This is a genomic window from Quyinboa sediminis (assembly GCF_042219855.1).
Classification (GTDB): Bacteria; Bacteroidota; Bacteroidia; order Bacteroidales; family UBA5342; genus JBHJHP01.
In genome coordinates, this window is record NZ_JBHJHP010000002.1 from 283,072 (window position 1) to 303,029 (window position 19,958).

Here is a 19,958-nt window from a genome sequence, read left to right on the forward strand (position 1 = left end):
AACAAAGTGTTCAGGCTATTCTGATTCCAGGGAAGATTTAATTTTTGCCTTCAGTTTATCAAATTCTTCCTGGCTGAACCCAATGGTTTTATATACTACTTTACCATCCATATCCACTAAATAGGAACGCGGAATATACTGTGCGGCAAACTTTGAAAAGACATCACGGTCAGGATCAGGATAAAACGGCATTTCGAATCCTTTTTGAGTTTTGAATTTATCAACTTCCTCCCAGCTATGTTCCCTTCCGAATACCATCAGTTCAAATTCCGGATTAGCCTTATAAACATCCCAGATTTCTTTTTCAACATGCGGCAGTTCCTGAATACATGGACCACACCAGGTCGCAAAAAATACAATCAATACGTATTTATCCCTGAAATCTTTCATTGCGGCATTTTCTGTTTTACTGACCGCAAATGTAAAATCCGGGACTTTATCTCCTACCTCTACTTCAGTATTCTGACCAAACGCATAAATCGGAATCAGAATAAGCATTACCAAGAATTTCTTCATCATTTGGTTTTGTTTTAATGGGATAAAGATAAGCATATAATTTTCAGGAAAAGTTTGCAAGCGCTGGTTTAACAAATTCCTTTGACTATTTTAGCCGGAAAGAACTGAAATGGAAGAAAAAAAATTCAGGTGTCTTGATTGTGGATGGGAAGGTGTTGATGTGGAATTTGACCAGATTGACACCTGTATGGGTGCAGATGAGACTGAAATGTGTCCGGAATGCGGCAGTGTTAATGTGGTCCCTTTTTTTACTCCTGAACCAAAACCGTAAAATGGAATTTACTTCCTTTACCCGGTTCAGATTCCATCCATATTTTACCTCCCATCAACTCAACAAGTCCTTTGCATATAGACAGACCAAGACCTGTACCGGGCAATTTGTTTTGCCTTGTGTTTTCAGCCTGACCGAAGCGTTCAAAAATAATTTCCTTTGACTCGTTACTTATTCCGGTTCCTGTATCTGAAACAGTAATCTGTATATGTGTTTCGTTTAAGGTATAAGACACTTTTACATAACCTGAAGAAGTGTATTTTATTCCATTATTGATCAGATTAAATAATACCTGCTTCAATCGGATTGCATCGGTTTGCAATTCCGGATCATGCCCGTTGACCTGTAATTCAAAACGAACATGTTCCTGTTTTTCTCTGTAGCTGTGACTGTTTATTATGGTTTCTTCAACCTCTTTCAACAGCATATTCAAAAGGACTTTCTCTTTATTAATTTCTACCTGTCCCGATTCAATACGAGCTACATCAATAATATCTGAAAGAATATTCAGCAGGTATTCTCCATTTTTGTGAATCAGTGCACTGAAGTCTTTGATCTGATCCAGTTCAAGCTCATCGGTAGAAATCAGTTCGGCAAAACCCAGGATGGCATTCAGAGGAGTTCGTATTTCATGAGACATGTTAGCTAAAAATGCTGATTTTAACGAATCGCTTTCCTCTGCTCTTTTTCTGGCTTCTACCAGTTCATCTTCATAACGTTTCCTGTGCGTTGTATCGTGCGCAAACCCCTGAATAAAAGTCTGGTTATTTTCATTAATAAGTACATTCGAACGGGTATATAACCAAAGTATTTTACCTGCTTTGGTCTTAACTTTATACTCCCGGGATATCCCTTTGGATCCTTCGGAGGCAACACGCTTAATAATTTCTACTATCTCAGCATGGTGTTCAGGACAAACAATATCCAGAAGGTTCATCTTAAGAAATTCATCCCTTGAATAACCCAATATATCGGTTCCTGCATCATTAATATCCAGCAGATTCCCCTTAGCATCGTGCATGTAAACGATATCGAAGTTACCGTTAAATAAGGCATTGTAACGCTGAAGCAAGTAGATATAGTCGCTTTTGGGCACCACGTCATCCTTAAACATGTTATAATCTTCATTGAAGATTATCGGTGAAACCGGCATATTGTTATTTTTGTGGTCAAAATAGTAAAAATTTATGATTCTGAATTACAGTGGTTATATTTATAACCATTTTATTTAAAGAATATTTCAGATCCCTGTGAGCATCTTAAAAGATTAAAACATGAAAAGTTTTACAACCAGATCCCTAAATGTGGATTATCCGAAGGAAGAACCTTACAACGCATTGCAAATGCCGGTATATAATGCTGTTGCATTTGAATTTGATACATCAGAGGATATTGCAGCTAATTTTCAGGGTAAGCTGCCTGCTCATGCCTACAGCAGAACAGGAAATCCTACAACTGAATACCTGGAACTGAAGCTTAAGACACTTACGAACAGCCATCAGGCCATCGCAATGGCATCAGGAATGGCCGCTATTTCCACAACCATTTTTACTTTATGTGCTGCAGGAGATAACATCATTTCCGGGTCAAATCTTTTTGGCCATACCTATGCATTTTTTAATCAGACCATTAAGTCATTTGGAATTGAAAACAGGATTGCAAATCTTAAAAGTGCATCTGATATACTATCTAAATTAGATGCAAAAACCAGGTTGATTTACCTTGAATCGGTCACCAATCCGCAACTTGAAATACCGGATTTCATGATGATCTCAAAAGTTGCCAGGGAGAACGGCATTATTCTGATTGTTGACAGTACATTGACACCGCCCAACGTGTTTTCTTCGCTTGATCATGGTGTTGATGTTGAGGTTATGTCTACAACCAAGTATATTTCCGGAGGAGCCACGTCTGTTGGAGGAGTGGTAATTGATAACGGAACATTCAACTGGAATAAAAATCCTAACCTGAAGGATTATGCCGAAAAATTTGGCCAAAATGCATTTGCAGCTAAACTGAGAAAAAATATTTTCAGGAACATGGGGCCATGTATGTCACCCCAAACAGCGCATTACCAGATTCAGGGTCTTGATATACTCGAACTGAGACTTGAACGATGTTTCGAAAACTGTCTGAAGATCGGAGATTTTCTGGAGGCAAATCCGGGAATTAAACGAGTGGATTATCCCGGTTTAAAATCGTCTGAATACTATGTTCTGGCGCAAAAATATTTCAATGGCGTGCCGGGAACCATCATGACTTTCGACCTTGGATCTGAAGAAGAGTGTTTCCGGTTTATGAATAAGCTGAAGATTATTCGCAGGGCGACAAACCTTAACGACAATAAATCGCTGATTATTCATCCCTGGTCTACCATTTATTGTGAATTTCCGGATGAAAAAAGACAGGACATGGGCATTAGACCAACCATGATGCGCTTGTCGGTTGGAATTGAGAGTAGTGCTGATTTGATTGAGGATATCCGACAGGCATTATCCTGAATCAGAATGGGTAACCAATTGCCAGATGCAGGGCCATGTCGTTTCTGTAAGATGGCGAACTAACCCAACGGCTGCTTGCTGGTTTCGCCGGATCGTAACCTTTTATTCCCAGATCAAGACGAAATACAAAAAAACCAAAGTCAAGCCTGGCGCCGATACCATAAGCCATTGCCAGTTGCTGATAAAAACTGTTGAATTTAAACACCCCACCGGGCTGATCTTCATAATAATCCCGTATGGTCCATATATTGCCTACATCAGCAAACATTGCTCCTTCAATAACCCAAATCAATTTAAAACGGTATTCCAGGTTGAACTGCAGCTTAACATCACCGGTTTTATTCATATAAATTGTCCGGGCATCATCAAATATACCCGGTCCTAACTGCCTTACCTGCCAACCTCTTACTCCATTGGCACCGCCGCCAAAGTACCGCTTTTCAAATGGCAGTACATCACTGTTTCCGTATGGAACGCCAACACCGAATGCAGCATGGTAAACAACTGCATTCTTTTCGTCAATTCTTCTGTTATAGGTTCCTTCCAGGTCAAATTTAAGATATTGAGAATACTTTATCCCCAGAAAGTTATAGCTGTTTTCGAGGCGCGGCATACCTGCAATCCGATCATACAGATACATGAAATTACCCGAACTTTCAATCCCAAACCTGAAGTATTTCGAATCCCGGTAGTTTCTTTCATCCTGATCATTAAACGTGATATTATAACCTGCGCCCAGAATAACATGGTTTTCGTAGCTGTATTTCAAAAACGTTGTATCAATATACTGCCGGAATGTATCTGTCATAAACGGAATACTCACATAATTCAGATCCGGAAAGATAAACTGATGACTCCAGTTGCTTTTGTTTTTTAAATTATACTGCGTTCCGATACTGGCGATATACCGTTCGTAATCCGGCCTTCGCTGAAAGTTATAGGATCCTTTAAAATTCGTATTCGATTTAATATTATCCTTAAAATAACCGCTTAGAAGCGGAAAGAGAAAACGGGGATACAATAATGATGTTTCAAGACCTAATTCATCGGAGTTAAAAGCAGTTTTGTCTTTTAATCCGGTCTGGGTTTCCCGTGCAATACTAAATTTGGCGTTAAACATCTCTCCGCCTTTAAAAAGGTTCTTATGGTTATACCCCAGATTGAGTGCAGCACCAATATTTCCTGACTGGTTGGTCCCTTCAATATCTACAGAGTAGCCCTGAGACTTGGCGTAAGTGATCTGGATTAAACAGTCAAGTGTTGGTTCTATGGTCTTATTCTCGTTAAACCTGATATTCACATATTTAATGATGGGGATAGCTGCCAGCAAGGCATGGGTCCTTTCCACATTTCGGTAATTAAAAAGCTCACCACGCTTAATCAGGTTATTGATAGACAGGATCAATGGCTTAATTTTCAGTTTATCCTTATACAATATCTTAAGTCCGTTGTATTCTATCGTATCAAATGAGCTGTAATATGCAACCGGTTCCTTTAATGCTTTTTGCGGATCAAAATCGGTAATAAAATAAATATCACGTATGGTATACTGCAAATGCGTGGCTTCCACCCTTTGGTTCAGCGCATTTACGATGGTAGGATTACGCAGAACAAGTGTATCCACAATGCTGAGCGGCTGAATGCTGCTGTCGGCCATATAATAGATATAATCCCGTGAGAAATTGTAATATCCTTTTTGTCGCAGTAAACCGGTAATCCGGTCCCGTTCCCTGTTCAGTACATCAATATCAAAATTATCTCCTTCATTAATCAGTGTATTGGATGAATCGGCATCTACTATGGTTTTAATATGCGGATCCGAAATCCTGACATTGTGATCTGCAATTGTAAAAGGCTGGTTAGGGGTTACATCGAAAACAACCTTTGCTTTATGCTTTTTTTCGTAAAAAATAGTGGTATCCTCTACTTCGGCATACAGATATCCCTTGTTATTAAGGTATTTTTGCAGTTCACGCGAAGATCTTTCAACCAGAAATTCATCATAAATGACCGGTTCTTCTCCAATGCGGCGCAACCATCTGTTATACCATCTGTCCATATTGGTTCCGGACATGTTGTATAAGCCGAGATGGAATTTAAAAAGACCTAAAATTTTCAGGTTGGGTTTCTGCTTAAGGTAAGGTTTGAGGTCCGATGGATTCATCTCAAGTTCATCGGAATTTATCTTTACATCACTCAACAAATACTCGTTTTCAGGAACATACCTGGTTGGATTGCATGCACCTAACAACAAAACAAAGAATAATATCCAGATGTATTGTGGTCTCAAACCCGACAGTTTTTTTGTAAAAATAATGAAATTATTAATGCCTAAGCCTTACATAACAGAACGTAATTGTTGTTTTAAAGTATCTCTTATTTCAAAAAAATTACGTTGCAGGATAATCATTTTATCTGCCATAAACTTAAATATTTCAGGCCAGTCTGCCGGATTTAAAAAATCAACATCTCTTCTTTCCACATAGGCTCTTCCTACTTCCTGCCCGTTCTCCCGTATGAATGCAAAATTCCAGATTACATTATCAAGGTCCTGTTCCAGTATTACTTTAAAAGCCTCCACGTATTCATAAACATCCAGCCTGCGATCCTGATTCCGGTGATTAACCTCAACAGCTACCCTGATCCAGTCCCTAGCTACATCAAATTTAAGATCCACATGGTTTATACCGGTATTATGTAAAACAAAAGGGACCTTCCGTTTCCTGAGGTCAGGATGATTCCTGCAGTAAGTATTGAACTCCTGCCAGAACTCCAGTTTAATTGCTTTTTCTTCTTCCTTGCTAAACATCCGTACGTTTATTCAGCCATGCTGTTCCAGCCCTGTGCAATTAAAGCAATTTCCTGTTCACCTCTGGTTACCATGAATGCACCCGCATCTGGTTTTGTGATATGACCAATTACTTTTACGCCTTCAATCATAACTACTTTCTCATAGAAATCCAACGGTACTGTAAAGAGCAGCTCATAATCCTCCCCTCCGTTCAGTGCAGCAGTGACCAGGTTCATGTTAAATTCTTCTGCCAGCTTAGCCGTTTGATAATCAATAGGTATGCGGTCCTCATAAATCCGGCAACCACATTCGGATTGTTTACAGATATGGAGCAATTCGGAGGATAAACCGTCTGAAATATCCATCATCGAACTCAAAGGGATCCCTTTTTCATGAAGCTGGGTTATGATGTCCAGCCTGATTTCAGGCTTCAATTGCTTTTCGAGAACATATTCATATCCGTCAAAATCAGGTTGGGCTCCTTTTACATCGGCCAACACCTTTTTCTCACGTTCCAGAAGCTGAAGCCCCATATAAGCCGCACCAAGATCACCGGTTACACAGATAATATCCGTATCTTTTGCTCCTGACCGGTACACCAGTTTATCCTTTTCTCCTTCTCCGATACATGTAATGCTGATGGTCAGGCCTGTTAATGATGCAGAGGTATCACCACCTATCAGATCCACCTCGTACTTTTCGCATGCCAGTCTTATGCCAGCATAAATATCTTCAATCATTTCAAGCGTAAACCGCGAGGAGATGCCCAGTGAAACCGTTATTTGCTTTGGCCGGGCATTCATGGCAATAACATCTGACAGGTTTACAATTACGGCTTTATACCCAAGATGCTTCAGCGGCGTATATACAAGATCAAAATGTATGCCTTCAAGCAGAAGGTCAGTGGTTACCACAACCTGTTTATCCTTATAATCCAAAACAGCAGCATCATCTCCAATTCCTTTTACTGTTGATGCATGTTTGGGAGATATATCATTGGTCAGATGATCTATTAAACCAAATTCTCCAAGGTCTTTTATGCTTCTTTTTTCCGCCATAACTTTTCAGATAAATATCACTTCAGGATGAAGTATTATTCCAAAATTATCTTCTACTTTTTTTCTAACATGATCCGATAGTGCTAAAATATCGGCAGCTGTAGCATCACCTGTGTTGACAATAACCAGTGGCTGTTTATCATGAACCTTCGCCCCTCCTGAAGTATATCCTTTCAGATTACACTGATCAATTAACCATGCAGCAGGAATCTTGAATCCTCCATCAACTTCGTATGAAGGGATATCCGGATTTTGCTCCTTCAACATTTTGAACACATCATCTGTTACCACAGGATTTTTAAAAAAACTGCCTGCATTTCCGGTTCGGGAAGGATCGGGCAACTTACTCTCCCTGATCGCAATGATCGTTTTTCTGATGTTTTCCAGAGTCGGATCACCATATTTATCATGCAGGTAATTTGAAACATTGCCGTAGTTCAGGACAAACACCGGTTTTTTAGACAGTTTAAAGGTTACCCTTGTGACGATATACTTGTTTTTAAATGCATTTTTAAAGATACTGTCCCTGTAACCAAACTCGCATTCACTGTTTAAAAACTTACAGATCTTCCCCGTTTCAAAATTTACGGCTTCCACCACATCAATCACATCTTTGGCTTCAACGCCGTAAGCGCCGATATTCTGAACCGGTGCTGCACCAACATGTCCCGGAATTAGTGACAGATTCTCCACCCCGCCATACTCGTTTTCAACGCACCATTGGACAAAGCTATCCCAATCCTCGCCTGCTCCAACCCTTACGTAAGCATAATCATGATCTTCATAAACAATCTCTTTACCAGCAATTCCGGAATATAAAATCAATCCGGTAAAATTCCCGGTAAACAGCACATTGCTACCGCCACCAAGAAAAAAGACCTGATGTGATTTTAAGTCTGTCTCTGCCAGAAAATCCACCAGTTCATGCACCGCCTCATACTCAAAAAAATAATTGGCGGTAGCATTTAAACCAAATGTATTGTATTGTTTTAAGGAATAATTACGATGTAACATACTAAAGTATTATATACAGAAAAGTCTGCCCCTGAGAGCAGACCTTTAATGTCATTATGTGGTATATTATCCCTGATTCATTGTAATAAGAAATTCTTCGTTGCTGGTCGTTTTTACCAGTCTGTCTTTCAGAAATTCCATTGCTTCCAGGGAAGTCATATCGCTTAAGAACTTACGCAAGATCCACATCCTGTTCATGAATTCAGAATCAAGCAGCAGGTCTTCGCGACGAGTACTTGATGCAATAATATCCACAGAAGGGAAAATACGACGGTTCGATAGTTTGCGATCAAGCTGCAGCTCCATATTACCTGTTCCTTTGAACTCTTCAAAGATAACATCGTCCATTTTAGAGCCTGTCTCAGTCAGTGCTGTTGCAAGAATGGTCAGTGAGCCTCCTTCTTCTATATTACGTGCTGCTCCAAAGAACCGTTTCGGTTTATGTAATGCATTGGCATCAACACCACCGGATAATACTTTCCCCGATGCAGGAGCCACGGTATTGTATGCGCGGGCCAGACGGGTAATTGAATCCAGAAGTATCACCACGTCATGACCGCACTCAACCATGCGTTTTGCTTTTTCCAGTACAATATTAGCCACTTTTACATGCCGGTCAGCTGGTTCATCAAAAGTAGATGCAATAACTTCCGCATTCACGCTTCTTGCCATATCTGTCACCTCTTCAGGACGTTCATCAATCAAAAGGATCAATAGATATACTTCCGGATTGTTCTCTGAAATGGCATTTGCAATATCTTTCAGTAAAACGGTTTTACCTGTTTTAGGCTGAGCCACAATCAAACCACGCTGCCCTTTACCAATCGGAGAAAACATATCGACTACCCTGGCCGAGATTGTTGAATGTTTACCTCCGCAGAGATTAAACTTCTCATTAGGAAATAAGGGAGTCAGATGATCAAACGGAACCCGGTCACGAATCTCATCCGGCAGACGTCCGTTTATTGTACTGATCTTGATTAATGGAAAATACTTTTCACCTTCCTTGGGAGGACGAATCGTACCGCTTATGGTGTCACCGGTTTTAAGTCCGAACAGTTTTATCTGCGACTGAGACACATAAATATCATCCGGGGAATTCAGATAGTTGTAATCTGAAGAACGCAGGAATCCGTATCCGTCCTGCATGATTTCCAGAACACCTGAACTTGAAATGATGCCATCGAATTCAAAATTCTTATCCAGTCCGTCGGGCAAATCCTGCTTTTTCTCTTTGGGAGCTGCTGGTTTATTTTGTTGATAACCGCCATTGCCGTTCCCATTACCATTCCCGTTATTATTTTGCTGACGGCTCTTGTTATCACCGTTCTGTTGCCATGGCTGTGGTTTATTATTACCGGTTGTCTGCTTTTCTTTATTGGCCTTTTTAAAAGATGAAGTTGTAATTTCTCTCTTTTTCTCAACCTTGGGAGCGCTTTTATAGTCTCCGTTATTCTGAGATTCCTGGCGTGTATTGATGACAGGTTTACTGGTATCTTTTTCTTCTTTGGTGTTTTTTTCGTCTTCTGGTTTAGCAGCATTCCGCTTCACAAATTTACCTTCGGAAGTAGCAGATGCAGCAGCTTCTCCGGAAACCTTAATCCTGGTTCTTCTGGGTCTCTGCTTCTTATCTGCATCAGCTCCTGAACCTTCAGAAGCTTTAACAGCCTGAACATCCAGAATTTTGTATATCAAATCCTGTTTCCTGTATTTTTCAACACTTTTGATATCCAGGTCTTTCGCAATTGCCCTCAAATCTGGTAAAAGCTTATTGCTTAACTCAATAATGTCGTACATAATTAAATGATTATATCACTAGTAAATGAAAGGATAAATAAAACTTATATGATTATCTTAGAAAAACGTTGTGAGTTTGAATCAAAAACGTTGTAGTCCTGTGGGTGCAAATATAAAGCAATTTAACAATTGTGCAAAACTTTTTTAGCAACCTGCAGGATTTTGAAATAAGGTTTAACAAAACTTATTTGTTGTAACCATATTTTCACGTTACAATACCTTAATAACACTCTGATTAACATTTTGTTTATGGTTGTACTGCCACATGATAATTATCAGTTTTTCACCCGGATAAAACCGGTTTGTTTTGTTTTATTAAAAAATGTTTTACATTTGCAGAAGAAACAAGCAATAATGATATTATTCGAAAACAATACATGGTGGTGGCACAGACTATTTCTTAAATCCGGGAAATAAGCTGGTCATTCTATGTAAATAATATAAGACCTGTCGGAATTCCCGGCAGGTCTTTTTTTTGATCATAAAATCACAAAATACATGAAATCAATAAAGATTTTAGCACATACACAGGCTCTGCCTGCAGGAATCACCGACACGGAAACTCCTGTTAGCATTTATCTTAAACTCCGGGACAAGTTTCCCAATACATCACTGCTTGAAAGCTCGGATTATCATGGAAACCGTAACAGCCGCAGTTTTATTTGCTTTGATGTAAGGGGTGGATTTGAGGTAGACCGTAACAAGATTACAATGGTTTTTGCCGACGGTTCAAAACTCAATAAGGAAATCAGTGAAACAACCCGTGTTGTTGATGAACTTAAAACCTTCCTGGATTCATTCAATATATTCAGACTTGGTGAGGACATGAACAATAATGGTATATTTGGGTACAGTGCTTATGATGCGGTTCAGTATTTCGAAAACATCACATTTAACTCTCCCGAACCGGAAGGTTATCATATTCCTGAAATGCGCTATTTCTTTTATAGGTACATCATTACTTTCGATCATTTCAATAACCGGATATACCTGACTGAAAATCTCCGGGAAGGTGAGGAAAGAACTCTGGACAGAATTAAAGTGATCCTGAATGATAAAAAACTGGGGGCACATAAATTCTACCCGTCGATGGATGAAATATCAAATCTGACGGATCAGGAATATATGAAAAACGTATCCCACGGCAAAGCTCATTGTTTCAGAGGAGACGTATTTCAGATCGTCTTATCACGCAGGTTCTCTCAAAAATTCAAAGGCGACGAGTTTAATGTATACCGTGCGTTGCGCAACATAAATCCTTCTCCTTACCTCTTCTATTTTGATTTCGGTGGTTACAAAATTTTCGGATCATCACCTGAAGCGGAAATAAAAGTTGAGAAGGGCACAGCGATCATCAATCCGATAGCAGGAACATTTAAACGCACAGGAAATGATGAACAGGACCGTTTATTGGCCGACCAACTCTGTAAGGATGAAAAGGAAAATGCTGAACATGTTATGCTGGTAGACCTGGCGCGAAATGATCTGAGTCGTAATTCGGATCATGTTACAGTTGAAACCTATCGCGAAGTACAGTATTATTCACATGTTTTACACCTGGTTTCAGAGGTAAGTGGGAAACTGAATAAAGGCACAAATCCCATTGAAGTTTTAGGGAACACATTTCCGGCAGGAACGCTCTCCGGTGCTCCCAAATATAAGGCCATGGAGCTTATTGATAAATATGAACCAGAAGCAAGAGGTTATTACGGAGGAGCAATTGGGTTTTTAGGATTCAGTGGAGATGTGAACCATGCCATTATGATCCGGTCTTTTCTATGCAAGAATAACACTTTATTTTATCAGGCTGGTGCCGGAATTGTTTCTGAGTCGCAAGAGGAAAGCGAACTTAACGAAGTGAATAACAAACTTGGCGCATTAAAAAAAGCCATTGAAATTGCGAAAGAAATATAATCAGAGACACAGGTATCAGGACACAATCCCGATAGCTATCGGGACTGATACTTGATACTTGATACGATATTAAATATATAAATTATCAAAAAATGAAAATATTAGTACTTGATAATTACGACAGTTTTACATACAATCTGGTACATTATTTAAAAGAATTGTGTACTCACCAGGTTGATGTTATCAGAAATGATCAGATCACTGTTGAGGAAGTTGAAAAGTATGACAAAATCCTTCTTTCTCCCGGACCAGGTATTCCTGATGAAGCAGGTATACTAAAGCCCCTGATAAAAAAATGGGGCGAAAGCAAATCTATTTTTGGTGTTTGCCTGGGTTGTCAGGCTATCGCAGAAGTGTATGGCGGAAGCATATACAACCTGAATAAGGTGTATCACGGAGTATCCACTACCATGCATGTCACGGATAAAGAAGAATTGCTTTACAAAAATGTTTCGGAGGAATTCGAAGCCGGACGTTACCACTCCTGGGTTGTGAGCAAGGAAGATCTTCCCAAAGAGATGCGCATCACATCTGTTGACGATAAAGGTGCAATCATGGGAATCCGCCATTTGACACACAACGTTCGTGGGGTGCAGTTTCATCCGGAATCAATCCTGACACCTGAAGGCAAAAAAATGATTAAAAACTGGTTAGAAAATTGCTGAGATGAAAAAAATACTACAAAGACTTGCAGAACATCAGACGCTGACAAAAAAAGAAGCAAAAGAGGCACTTTTCGCCATTTCAAAAGGGGAAGTTAACAACTCGCAAATTGCAGCTTTTCTCACCGTCTTTATGATGCGTTCCATTACGGTTGATGAGTTGAGTGGTTTTCGCGAAACCCTGCAGGAATTGTGTCTCCCCGTTGACTTCAGTGAATTCAATACCATAGATTTGTGCGGAACCGGAGGTGACAGCAAAAACACCTTTAACATTTCAACATTATCCTCACTGGTGGTTGCCGGTGCCGGAGAAAAGGTAGCGAAGCATGGAAATTACAGCGTGTCATCTTCCTGCGGATCAAGCAATGTAATGGAACACTTTGGATACAAATTCACAAATGATACCGACAAACTAAGAAGGCAGATCGATAAACACAACATCTGTTTTTTTCATGCGCCTTTATTTCACCCGGCGATGAAAACTGTAGCTCCTATCAGACGTGAACTGGGCATGAAAACTTTTTTCAATGTCCTGGGACCGGTTATAAACCCGTCAAAACCACAAAACCAGCTTGCCGGTGTCTATAATCTTGAAACCATGCGCATGTACAATTACATCTTACAACAAACAGATAAAAACTATATCATTGTACATTCCCTCGATGGATACGATGAAATTTCACTAACCGGGGATTTCAAACTTACAACAAATCATACGGAAGAGGTGCTTCGTCCGGAAGATTTGGGGTTCAGGCAGCTAAAAGAAGAGGAACTATTTGGTGGAAATTCTGTTACAGAGGCTGCAGAGATATTCAGTTCTGTATTGAATGGTAACGGAACTGAAGCCCAAAATAATGCGGTATTATCCAATGCGGGAATGGCCCTGAAATGTATCAGACCTGAGAAGTCACTTGAAACCTGCATTGAAGATGCAAGAACTTCGCTTATGGGTGGCAGGGCACTGCATGCACTAAAACAGATTACAAATTAGTTATGAATATTCTTGACAAAATAGTAGCCAATAAAAAGGTTGAAGTGGCTGAGAAAAAGGTCATGATTTCAGAAAAGCAGCTAAAAAACAGCATCAGCCCAAAACCGGTTCCATCCCTGAAAGCATTTCTGGAAAACCCGGATAAATCAGGTATTATTTGCGAATACAAACGCATGTCTCCTTCTAAAGGATTGATAAACGGAACTGCAAAGGTTCAGGACGTAACCCGAAATTACGAACAAGCAGGCGCCAGTGCTATTTCGGTTCTAACCGACAAAGCATTTTTCGGAGGAACCGCACAGGACCTCACCGATGCACGCGATGTAACAACGATCCCAATTCTTAGAAAAGACTTTATTATTGATCCGTTTCAAATTCTGGAAGCCCGCGCAATAGGGGCAAGTGCCATATTGTTAATAGCTGCTATTCTTGAGAAAGATGAGATAAAGTCGCTGGCTCAGTATGCATACTCCCTTGGCCTTGAAGTTCTGTTTGAGGTTCATAATACTGAAGAACTTGAAAAATACGATCCAATCATCGAAATTGTCGGTGTCAACAACAGAAACCTTAAAACCTTTGAGGTTAATATTGAAACATCGGTTGAAGTAGGAAAGTTTATTCCCGAGAATTGTGTTAAGGTAGCCGAAAGTGGAATCAGCGATATAAGGAACATTCAATACCTGAAACAATTTGGTTTTGAAGGTTTTCTCATTGGCGAAAATTTCATGAAAACCAATGATCCGGGGCAAGCTTGTATTGATTTCATTAAATGTATAAAAGACACAGGTATCAGGACACAATCCCGATAGCTATCGGGATCAAGATAAATTAACGAGAATGCGGCATAAAATAAATCATAATGTTTTAAAATCCTCCGGCCCCGACTAACGTCAGGACCACCTCCTTTCGAGCAAGGAGGACATTTACACAAAAATTGCTGGTTTCGACGTCCCCCTTAGAAAAAGGGGGTGTCCCAATGAAATTCGGGAGGGAATTTTTAAGCGGATAAAACCATTACAGTCGAATTAAATCTTAATTGAGTTAAATTGAAATAATGAACAATTATTTAGAATTTTTTAAGATGATTTATCGCTTTAGCCAATCATTAAATATAAATGTTGATACCTGATACTTGATTCTAAAATTTAAAAAATGAAAATTAAGGTATGTGGAATGCTATATAAGGACAACATTAAAGATGTTGCCGCATTAAATCCGGACTTGATGGGTTTTATATTTTATCCAAAATCTCCGCGTTACGTGGTCGGTAAACTCAATCCTGAAATTCTGGTATCATTGCCCCCATCAATCATTAAGACGGGAGTTTTTGTGAATGAAACATTTGAAAACATTCTGGATTTGGCTAAGATATATGACCTGACAGCATTTCAGCTTCATGGAGAAGAATCACCGCAATTCTGCGACCGGTTACGTGATCTGGGTTTTATCATAATTAAAGCTTTCCGGATTGATGAAGACTTTGATTTCAAGCAGTTGAAATCATATGAGTTAAGTTGCGACTATTTTTTGTTTGACACTAAAACTTCCGCATACGGAGGAAGCGGAAAGAAATTTGACTGGAACATTCTAAACCGGTATAATAATAGCAAGCCAATCTTTCTGAGTGGCGGAATAGGTCCCGGTGACGAATCTGTAATTTCCGGTCTTAGCAATCTGAATATTTATGCATTGGATTTGAATAGCAAATTTGAAATTGAACCAGGATTTAAAGATGTTAAGCAACTCACTACTTTTGTAACAAATATCAGGATGAATGAACCAAAATGGAATTTTTAATACCCTTATAATGAACCATTGATTACATAAGAAATATAAAATGAGAAGAGTACAATCAAAATATCTGGCGAATCAGGAGGGCTTTTATGGCGAATTCGGGGGTGCATATATACCCGAAATGCTGCAACCCAATATCGACCAACTTATTGAAACCTATGAAAATGTAATATTTTCAGAAGCATTTCAGTCAGAGTTTGCAGAATTACAAAAGGATTATGCAGGCAGACCAAGTCCGCTATATTACGCTAAAAATCTGAGCAGGAAATATAACACAAGGGTATATCTTAAAAGAGAAGATCTTAACCATACCGGCTCACATAAACTTAATAATACCATTGGTCAGATATTACTGGCGAGACACATGGGTAAAAACCGTATCATTGCAGAAACCGGTGCCGGTCAGCATGGTGTAGCTACGGCTACAGTTTGTGCCTTAATGGGACTACAGTGCATAGTTTATATGGGTGAAACCGACATCAAACGTCAGGCGCCGAATGTTGCACGTATGAAAATGCTGGGCGCCGAAGTCAAAGCAGCAACCTGTGGAAATAAAACGCTTAAAGACGCTACCAATGAAGCAATACGTGACTGGATCAACAACCCGGAAGATACATATTATCTCATTGGTTCCGTTGTAGGGCCACACCCCTATCCCGATATGGTTGCCTTGTTTCAGTCTGTAATCAGTGAAGAAATCCGGTGGCAACTAAAAGAAAAAACCGGCAGTGAAAAACCGGATCATGTCATCGCATGTGTAGGCGGTGGAAGTAATGCAGCCGGATCATTTTATCATTTTCTCAACGATACGGATGTCAATCTTATTGCCGTAGAAGCTGCAGGACTTGGTATTGATTCCGGAGAAACTGCTGCAACCACAAAAACAGGAGAAACCGGCATTATACATGGAAGTAAAACACTGCTGATGCAGAACGATGACGGACAAATTATTGAACCATATTCCATATCAGCCGGACTGGATTATCCCGGCATCGGTCCACTGCATTCACACCTTTTTAAAAGTGGAAGAGCCGAGTTTTTAAGTGCAACAGATCAGGATGCTCTGAATGCCGCCTTTACTTTAACTGAGATTGAAGGCATCATTCCTGCCCTGGAGTCTGCACACGCACTTGCAGCACTTGACCTAAAAAAGTTTGGCCCGGATGAAACAGTTGTAATAACAATTTCAGGCCGCGGAGACAAAGACATGGAAGCATATATGGATGAAATGAAAAAAAGAAACCTCCTTTAATTTGAAACAATGAACAGAATTGATCAGCTTTTTCAGGAAAAGCAAAACAACATACTATCTGTATTTTTTACAGCCGGACATCCAAATCTGAACGATACTGCAAAGATCATCCGGGAACTGGAAACCTCAGGAGCGGATATGATTGAAATCGGAATGCCATTCAGTGATCCACTGGCAGACGGTCCTGTAATTCAGAAAACCAGTGAGCAAGCCCTGAAAAACGGGATGAACCTGAATCTCCTTTTTGAGCAGCTAATGGAAATTCGTAAGTCAGTGAGCATTCCGCTGTTACTCATGGGTTACCTGAATCCGGTTTTCAAATATGGTCTTGAACGTTTTGCCAGAAAATGCTATGAAGCAGGCATTGACGGACTCATTCTTCCTGATCTGCCGCTGAATGAATATCAAAGGGAGTTTCGAGCTCTTTTTCAAGAATATAATCTGCATAATATCTTTTTAATTACTCCGCAGACCAGTGATATCCGTATCCGGCAAATTGATGAAATATCCCGTGGATTCATATATATGGTTTCCTCTGCCTCAACAACAGGAACAAAATCGGGAATTAACGACCAGCAAAATGCATATTTTAAACGTATTGCCGATCTAAACCTGAACACACCACGTCTGATAGGCTTTGGCATAAAAGACAAGAAAAGCTTTGAAAATGCCTGTAGGTATGCCAATGGGGCGATCATCGGGAGTGCTTTTATCAAAGCCATGGAAGAGGAAGGGAGCCTTGAACAGAATATCAAAACATTTATAAAGAACATCGTGTAGAGCATCTGTTCATAAACATTTAACTCTTTTGTTGTTTGATACCTGAAGGTTTAAGCAAACCTGACCTTCCAAATACTAATCATGTCAACTACCGGCTATTAGGGAAATTTAAATTTCTCTGCCTCCCTACCTACAACTTAGAATTATAACTTAACACGCTAATATTGCGATTATTAAAACATGTAAAATTGAATTAAAGTAAAATTTTACCAATACAACTCTAAATTATATAGACACACATAACCATCTATTTTACTGGCATTTACAAATATTACAATTTAGCTTTATTAGAAATTAATTCTTAAATTCTAAAATAAACATGGTATATAATTCTTATTTAAACCACATTTAAACTACATATTTGCTTTTCTATATATGTAACATATTTAATATAATGCATCTGAAACAGTTTATTAATATTGTATTATTGCACTGTTATACTGTTATTTAAAATCATGACAATGGGTATTTTCCCTACTATGAATTTTTCACTGATTTCAGTAGTATCACCAATTGATTGACGAACTGTTGTACTCTAAATTTGTTTTTAGAATTAATGCTAATCTACGATTGCAGTCACGGGGCTTGACTCAATTGTAAATCAAACTGTTTGGCTCCCATAAATTATTTTGTCAGAATAAAAGAACGAAAATGTGACTGACAGTAGGCTTGCCTGTGTCTTTTCATGAAATTTCAGGCTTAAAATCAACAAAAAACCTCTTACAATAAAGATAATAACATGAATAAACCAAAATTTCCTCAGTCAAAGATTAAAAAGATCCTGCGTGAACACGAGGTCGGTTTATCTGTCCAGGAGATCCTTAAAAAGTATAACATCAGCATGGCTACTTTTTACAACTGGAAAAAGAAATATGAAGGTCTGAATCTGGCTGAAAGTTGCAGAATACTGGAACTGGAAGAAGAAAATGACAGACTTAAACGCATGTTTGCAGAACTGAGTCTGGAAAATATGACTTTACGTAAAAAACTGGAGAAGTTGTCATAATTTAAATCAACTATGGCAATCTGTTTTAAACGCATTAATTGTCAAATTGTTAATAACCAACTCAAGTGATTGTTATTTATAATAAAATGCTAAATTTGCGAATGACCCCTTACGTTAGTTTAAAAACTGACAGATCTTACTGTTTTAATATCCTTAATCCTCAATATAACTTAAAATATTGTCATCATGATTAAAGAACGTGAACCCATACTGGAAAAAACCAGCGTCTTTATTCAGGTTCTGATAACGGTCGCAACTTTTATCGCTGCACACTGGCTTTCTGATAAGTTTATTCGTCCTCTGCCTAAAGATGTTACGGACTACCAATATCTTACTATATTGGTTATTCTCGTTTGGTTTATTATTCTTGATCAGTTTGGTCTTGGAAAAATCCTTCGTTTTAAAATGTATTCAACACTGTTCCTTGAATACTTTACAGCCTTAATGGTAGCAAACTTAATACTGTATACAGCCATAGTTCTTTTACATTTTGAAACAATTTCAAGAGGAGTTCTTGGAATTTTTGCATTAATAAACTTACTATCCCTCTTTACCTTCAAGTTTTTTCTTTATTCAACTATGAAATTTTTCAGAAGAAGAGGTTATAATACCAGATTAGTTTTGTTAATCGCTGATGAACATTCCGATTACTTTATAGAAAGATTAATGCATATTCCTGACTGGGGATATAAAGTTTACGGAATTATGACTGAAGATTCAGAGATTATAAGAAAATATAAGAAAGACTGTAAAATATATATCCCAAAATCGGATCTCTCAGAAATCATAGATAATGTTGCCATTGAAGAAGTTATTTACTGTAAAAGTTATTTTGATCAGAACGAAATTCAAAATTATATTTATACCTGTGCGGAGGTGGGTGTAATTTTCAGAATGCAATCCCAACTTTTGAGTTTTGTAAAGATGCAGTCAAAAGTATCTTATTTAAGTCAGATGCCATTTTTAACGTTTAGAAATACGCCTGATAATTATCTGGCACTAAAAGTAAAGGCCTTAAGTGATATAATAATTTCAGGTCTGGTGTTAATTCTTGTGTCACCATTATTGTTGATCATTAGCGCTTTAATCAAGCTGGATGGAGGACCGGTATTCTTTAAGCAAAAAAGAATGGGCTTACATGGAAGACATTTTAACTGCCTTAAGTTCAGAACCATGGTGACGAATGCCGAAGAGCTGAAGGCAAAATTGATGCACATGAACGAGCAGGAAGGTCCTGTTTTTAAAATTAAAAATGATCCCAGAATTACCAGAATTGGACAGTTTTTACGGAAAACATCCCTTGATGAACTTCCTCAATTTATTAATGTTTTACGGGGAGATATGTCTATAGTAGGACCAAGACCACCAATCCCATCAGAAGTGAAACAGTATGAAAGATGGCAGTCAAGGCGTTTAAGTATGAAACCGGGTATCACCTGTATCTGGCAGGTTTCAGGTCGAAATAATATACCTTTCCATGAATGGATGAAGATGGATATGCAGTATATAGATAACTGGTCTCTAAAACTAGATTTCATTATTCTTCTTAAAACCGTAAAGGTTGTATTAACCGGAGATGGACAGTAGATTTAATTAATAATTAATTATATA

Annotated in this window: 18 protein-coding genes; 11 read left to right on the top strand and 7 right to left on the bottom strand. The window is 38.8% G+C overall.

Annotated features, from left to right (window positions below):
- Window positions 1-15 precede the first annotated feature (15 nt).
- Window positions 16-519 (bottom strand): TlpA family protein disulfide reductase, encoded by a 504-nt coding sequence (locus ACE1EF_RS06355; RefSeq protein ID WP_375719792.1) that lies wholly within the window; start codon window positions 517-519, stop codon window positions 16-18.
- Window positions 520-625: 106 nt separating this feature from the next.
- Here ACE1EF_RS06355 and ACE1EF_RS06360 point away from each other — a divergent pair, with 106 nt between their 5' ends.
- Window positions 626-787 carry a hypothetical protein gene (locus ACE1EF_RS06360; RefSeq protein ID WP_375719793.1) on the top strand — a complete coding sequence of 54 codons (162 nt, stop codon included), beginning with the start codon at window positions 626-628 and terminating at the stop codon, window positions 785-787.
- On the opposite strand, the gene ACE1EF_RS06365 is transcribed toward ACE1EF_RS06360, so the two are convergent.
- On the bottom strand, window positions 765-1,940 hold the full coding sequence (locus ACE1EF_RS06365) for a PAS domain-containing sensor histidine kinase (protein WP_375719794.1): 1,176 nt from the start codon (window positions 1,938-1,940) through the stop codon (window positions 765-767). The genes ACE1EF_RS06360 and ACE1EF_RS06365 overlap by 23 nt on opposite strands.
- A gap of 121 nt (window positions 1,941-2,061) precedes the next feature.
- Here ACE1EF_RS06365 and ACE1EF_RS06370 point away from each other — a divergent pair, with 121 nt between their 5' ends.
- The gene (locus tag ACE1EF_RS06370; protein ID WP_375719795.1) at window positions 2,062-3,288 is read left to right on the top strand and encodes an aminotransferase class I/II-fold pyridoxal phosphate-dependent enzyme; all 1,227 of its coding nucleotides are present in this window, start codon (window positions 2,062-2,064) and stop codon (window positions 3,286-3,288) included.
- A 1-nt stretch (window position 3,289) separates the two neighbouring features.
- Here ACE1EF_RS06370 and tamL read toward each other — a convergent pair whose 3' ends face one another.
- The 5 genes from tamL to rho all read right to left on the bottom strand — a co-directional run bounded on the left by tamL (window position 3,290) and on the right by rho (window position 9,948).
- Window positions 3,290-5,578, bottom strand: coding sequence for a translocation and assembly module lipoprotein TamL (gene tamL / locus ACE1EF_RS06375; protein WP_375719796.1), 2,289 nt, complete (start codon window positions 5,576-5,578; stop codon window positions 3,290-3,292).
- Window positions 5,579-5,626: 48 nt separating this feature from the next.
- On the bottom strand, window positions 5,627-6,097 hold the full coding sequence (locus ACE1EF_RS06380) for a DUF4268 domain-containing protein (RefSeq protein ID WP_375719797.1): 471 nt from the start codon (window positions 6,095-6,097) through the stop codon (window positions 5,627-5,629).
- Window positions 6,098-6,105: 8 nt separating this feature from the next.
- Window positions 6,106-7,137, bottom strand: coding sequence for a thiamine-phosphate kinase (thiL, locus tag ACE1EF_RS06385; protein ID WP_375719798.1), 1,032 nt, complete (start codon window positions 7,135-7,137; stop codon window positions 6,106-6,108).
- 6 nt (window positions 7,138-7,143) lie between these two features.
- Complete coding sequence (gene murB / locus ACE1EF_RS06390) at window positions 7,144-8,151, bottom strand: UDP-N-acetylmuramate dehydrogenase (protein WP_375719799.1); 1,008 nt, start codon at window positions 8,149-8,151, stop codon at window positions 7,144-7,146.
- Window positions 8,152-8,217: 66 nt separating this feature from the next.
- On the bottom strand, window positions 8,218-9,948 hold the full coding sequence (rho, locus tag ACE1EF_RS06395) for a transcription termination factor Rho (RefSeq protein WP_375719800.1): 1,731 nt from the start codon (window positions 9,946-9,948) through the stop codon (window positions 8,218-8,220).
- A gap of 498 nt (window positions 9,949-10,446) precedes the next feature.
- Between rho and ACE1EF_RS06400 the strand changes: the two genes are divergently transcribed.
- From ACE1EF_RS06400 to ACE1EF_RS06440, 9 genes are all read left to right on the top strand, one after another.
- On the top strand, window positions 10,447-11,862 hold the full coding sequence (locus ACE1EF_RS06400; protein ID WP_375719801.1) for an anthranilate synthase component I family protein: 1,416 nt from the start codon (window positions 10,447-10,449) through the stop codon (window positions 11,860-11,862).
- A gap of 92 nt (window positions 11,863-11,954) precedes the next feature.
- Window positions 11,955-12,527, top strand: coding sequence for an anthranilate synthase component II (locus tag ACE1EF_RS06405; protein ID WP_375719802.1), 573 nt, complete (start codon window positions 11,955-11,957; stop codon window positions 12,525-12,527).
- 1 nt (window position 12,528) lies between these two features.
- On the top strand, window positions 12,529-13,515 hold the full coding sequence (trpD, locus tag ACE1EF_RS06410) for an anthranilate phosphoribosyltransferase (RefSeq protein WP_375719803.1): 987 nt from the start codon (window positions 12,529-12,531) through the stop codon (window positions 13,513-13,515).
- A 2-nt stretch (window positions 13,516-13,517) separates the two neighbouring features.
- Entirely contained in the window at window positions 13,518-14,324 is an 807-nt protein-coding gene (gene trpC / locus ACE1EF_RS06415; RefSeq protein ID WP_375719804.1) for an indole-3-glycerol phosphate synthase TrpC, read from the top strand.
- A gap of 343 nt (window positions 14,325-14,667) precedes the next feature.
- Entirely contained in the window at window positions 14,668-15,312 is a 645-nt protein-coding gene (locus ACE1EF_RS06420) for a phosphoribosylanthranilate isomerase (protein ID WP_375719805.1), read from the top strand.
- Window positions 15,313-15,352: 40 nt separating this feature from the next.
- Entirely contained in the window at window positions 15,353-16,561 is a 1,209-nt protein-coding gene (gene trpB, locus ACE1EF_RS06425) for a tryptophan synthase subunit beta (RefSeq protein WP_375719806.1), read from the top strand.
- A 9-nt stretch (window positions 16,562-16,570) separates the two neighbouring features.
- Window positions 16,571-17,341: a tryptophan synthase subunit alpha gene (gene trpA / locus ACE1EF_RS06430; protein WP_375719807.1), complete on the top strand. Its 771-nt coding sequence runs from the start codon at window positions 16,571-16,573 to the stop codon at window positions 17,339-17,341.
- Window positions 17,342-18,080: 739 nt separating this feature from the next.
- Complete coding sequence (locus ACE1EF_RS06435) at window positions 18,081-18,347, top strand: transposase (protein ID WP_375719808.1); 267 nt, start codon at window positions 18,081-18,083, stop codon at window positions 18,345-18,347.
- Between the two features lie 186 nt (window positions 18,348-18,533).
- A complete protein-coding gene (locus ACE1EF_RS06440) occupies window positions 18,534-19,934 on the top strand; it encodes a sugar transferase (RefSeq protein ID WP_375719809.1) in 1,401 nt (466 codons plus the stop codon).
- Window positions 19,935-19,958: the final 24 nt, after the last annotated feature.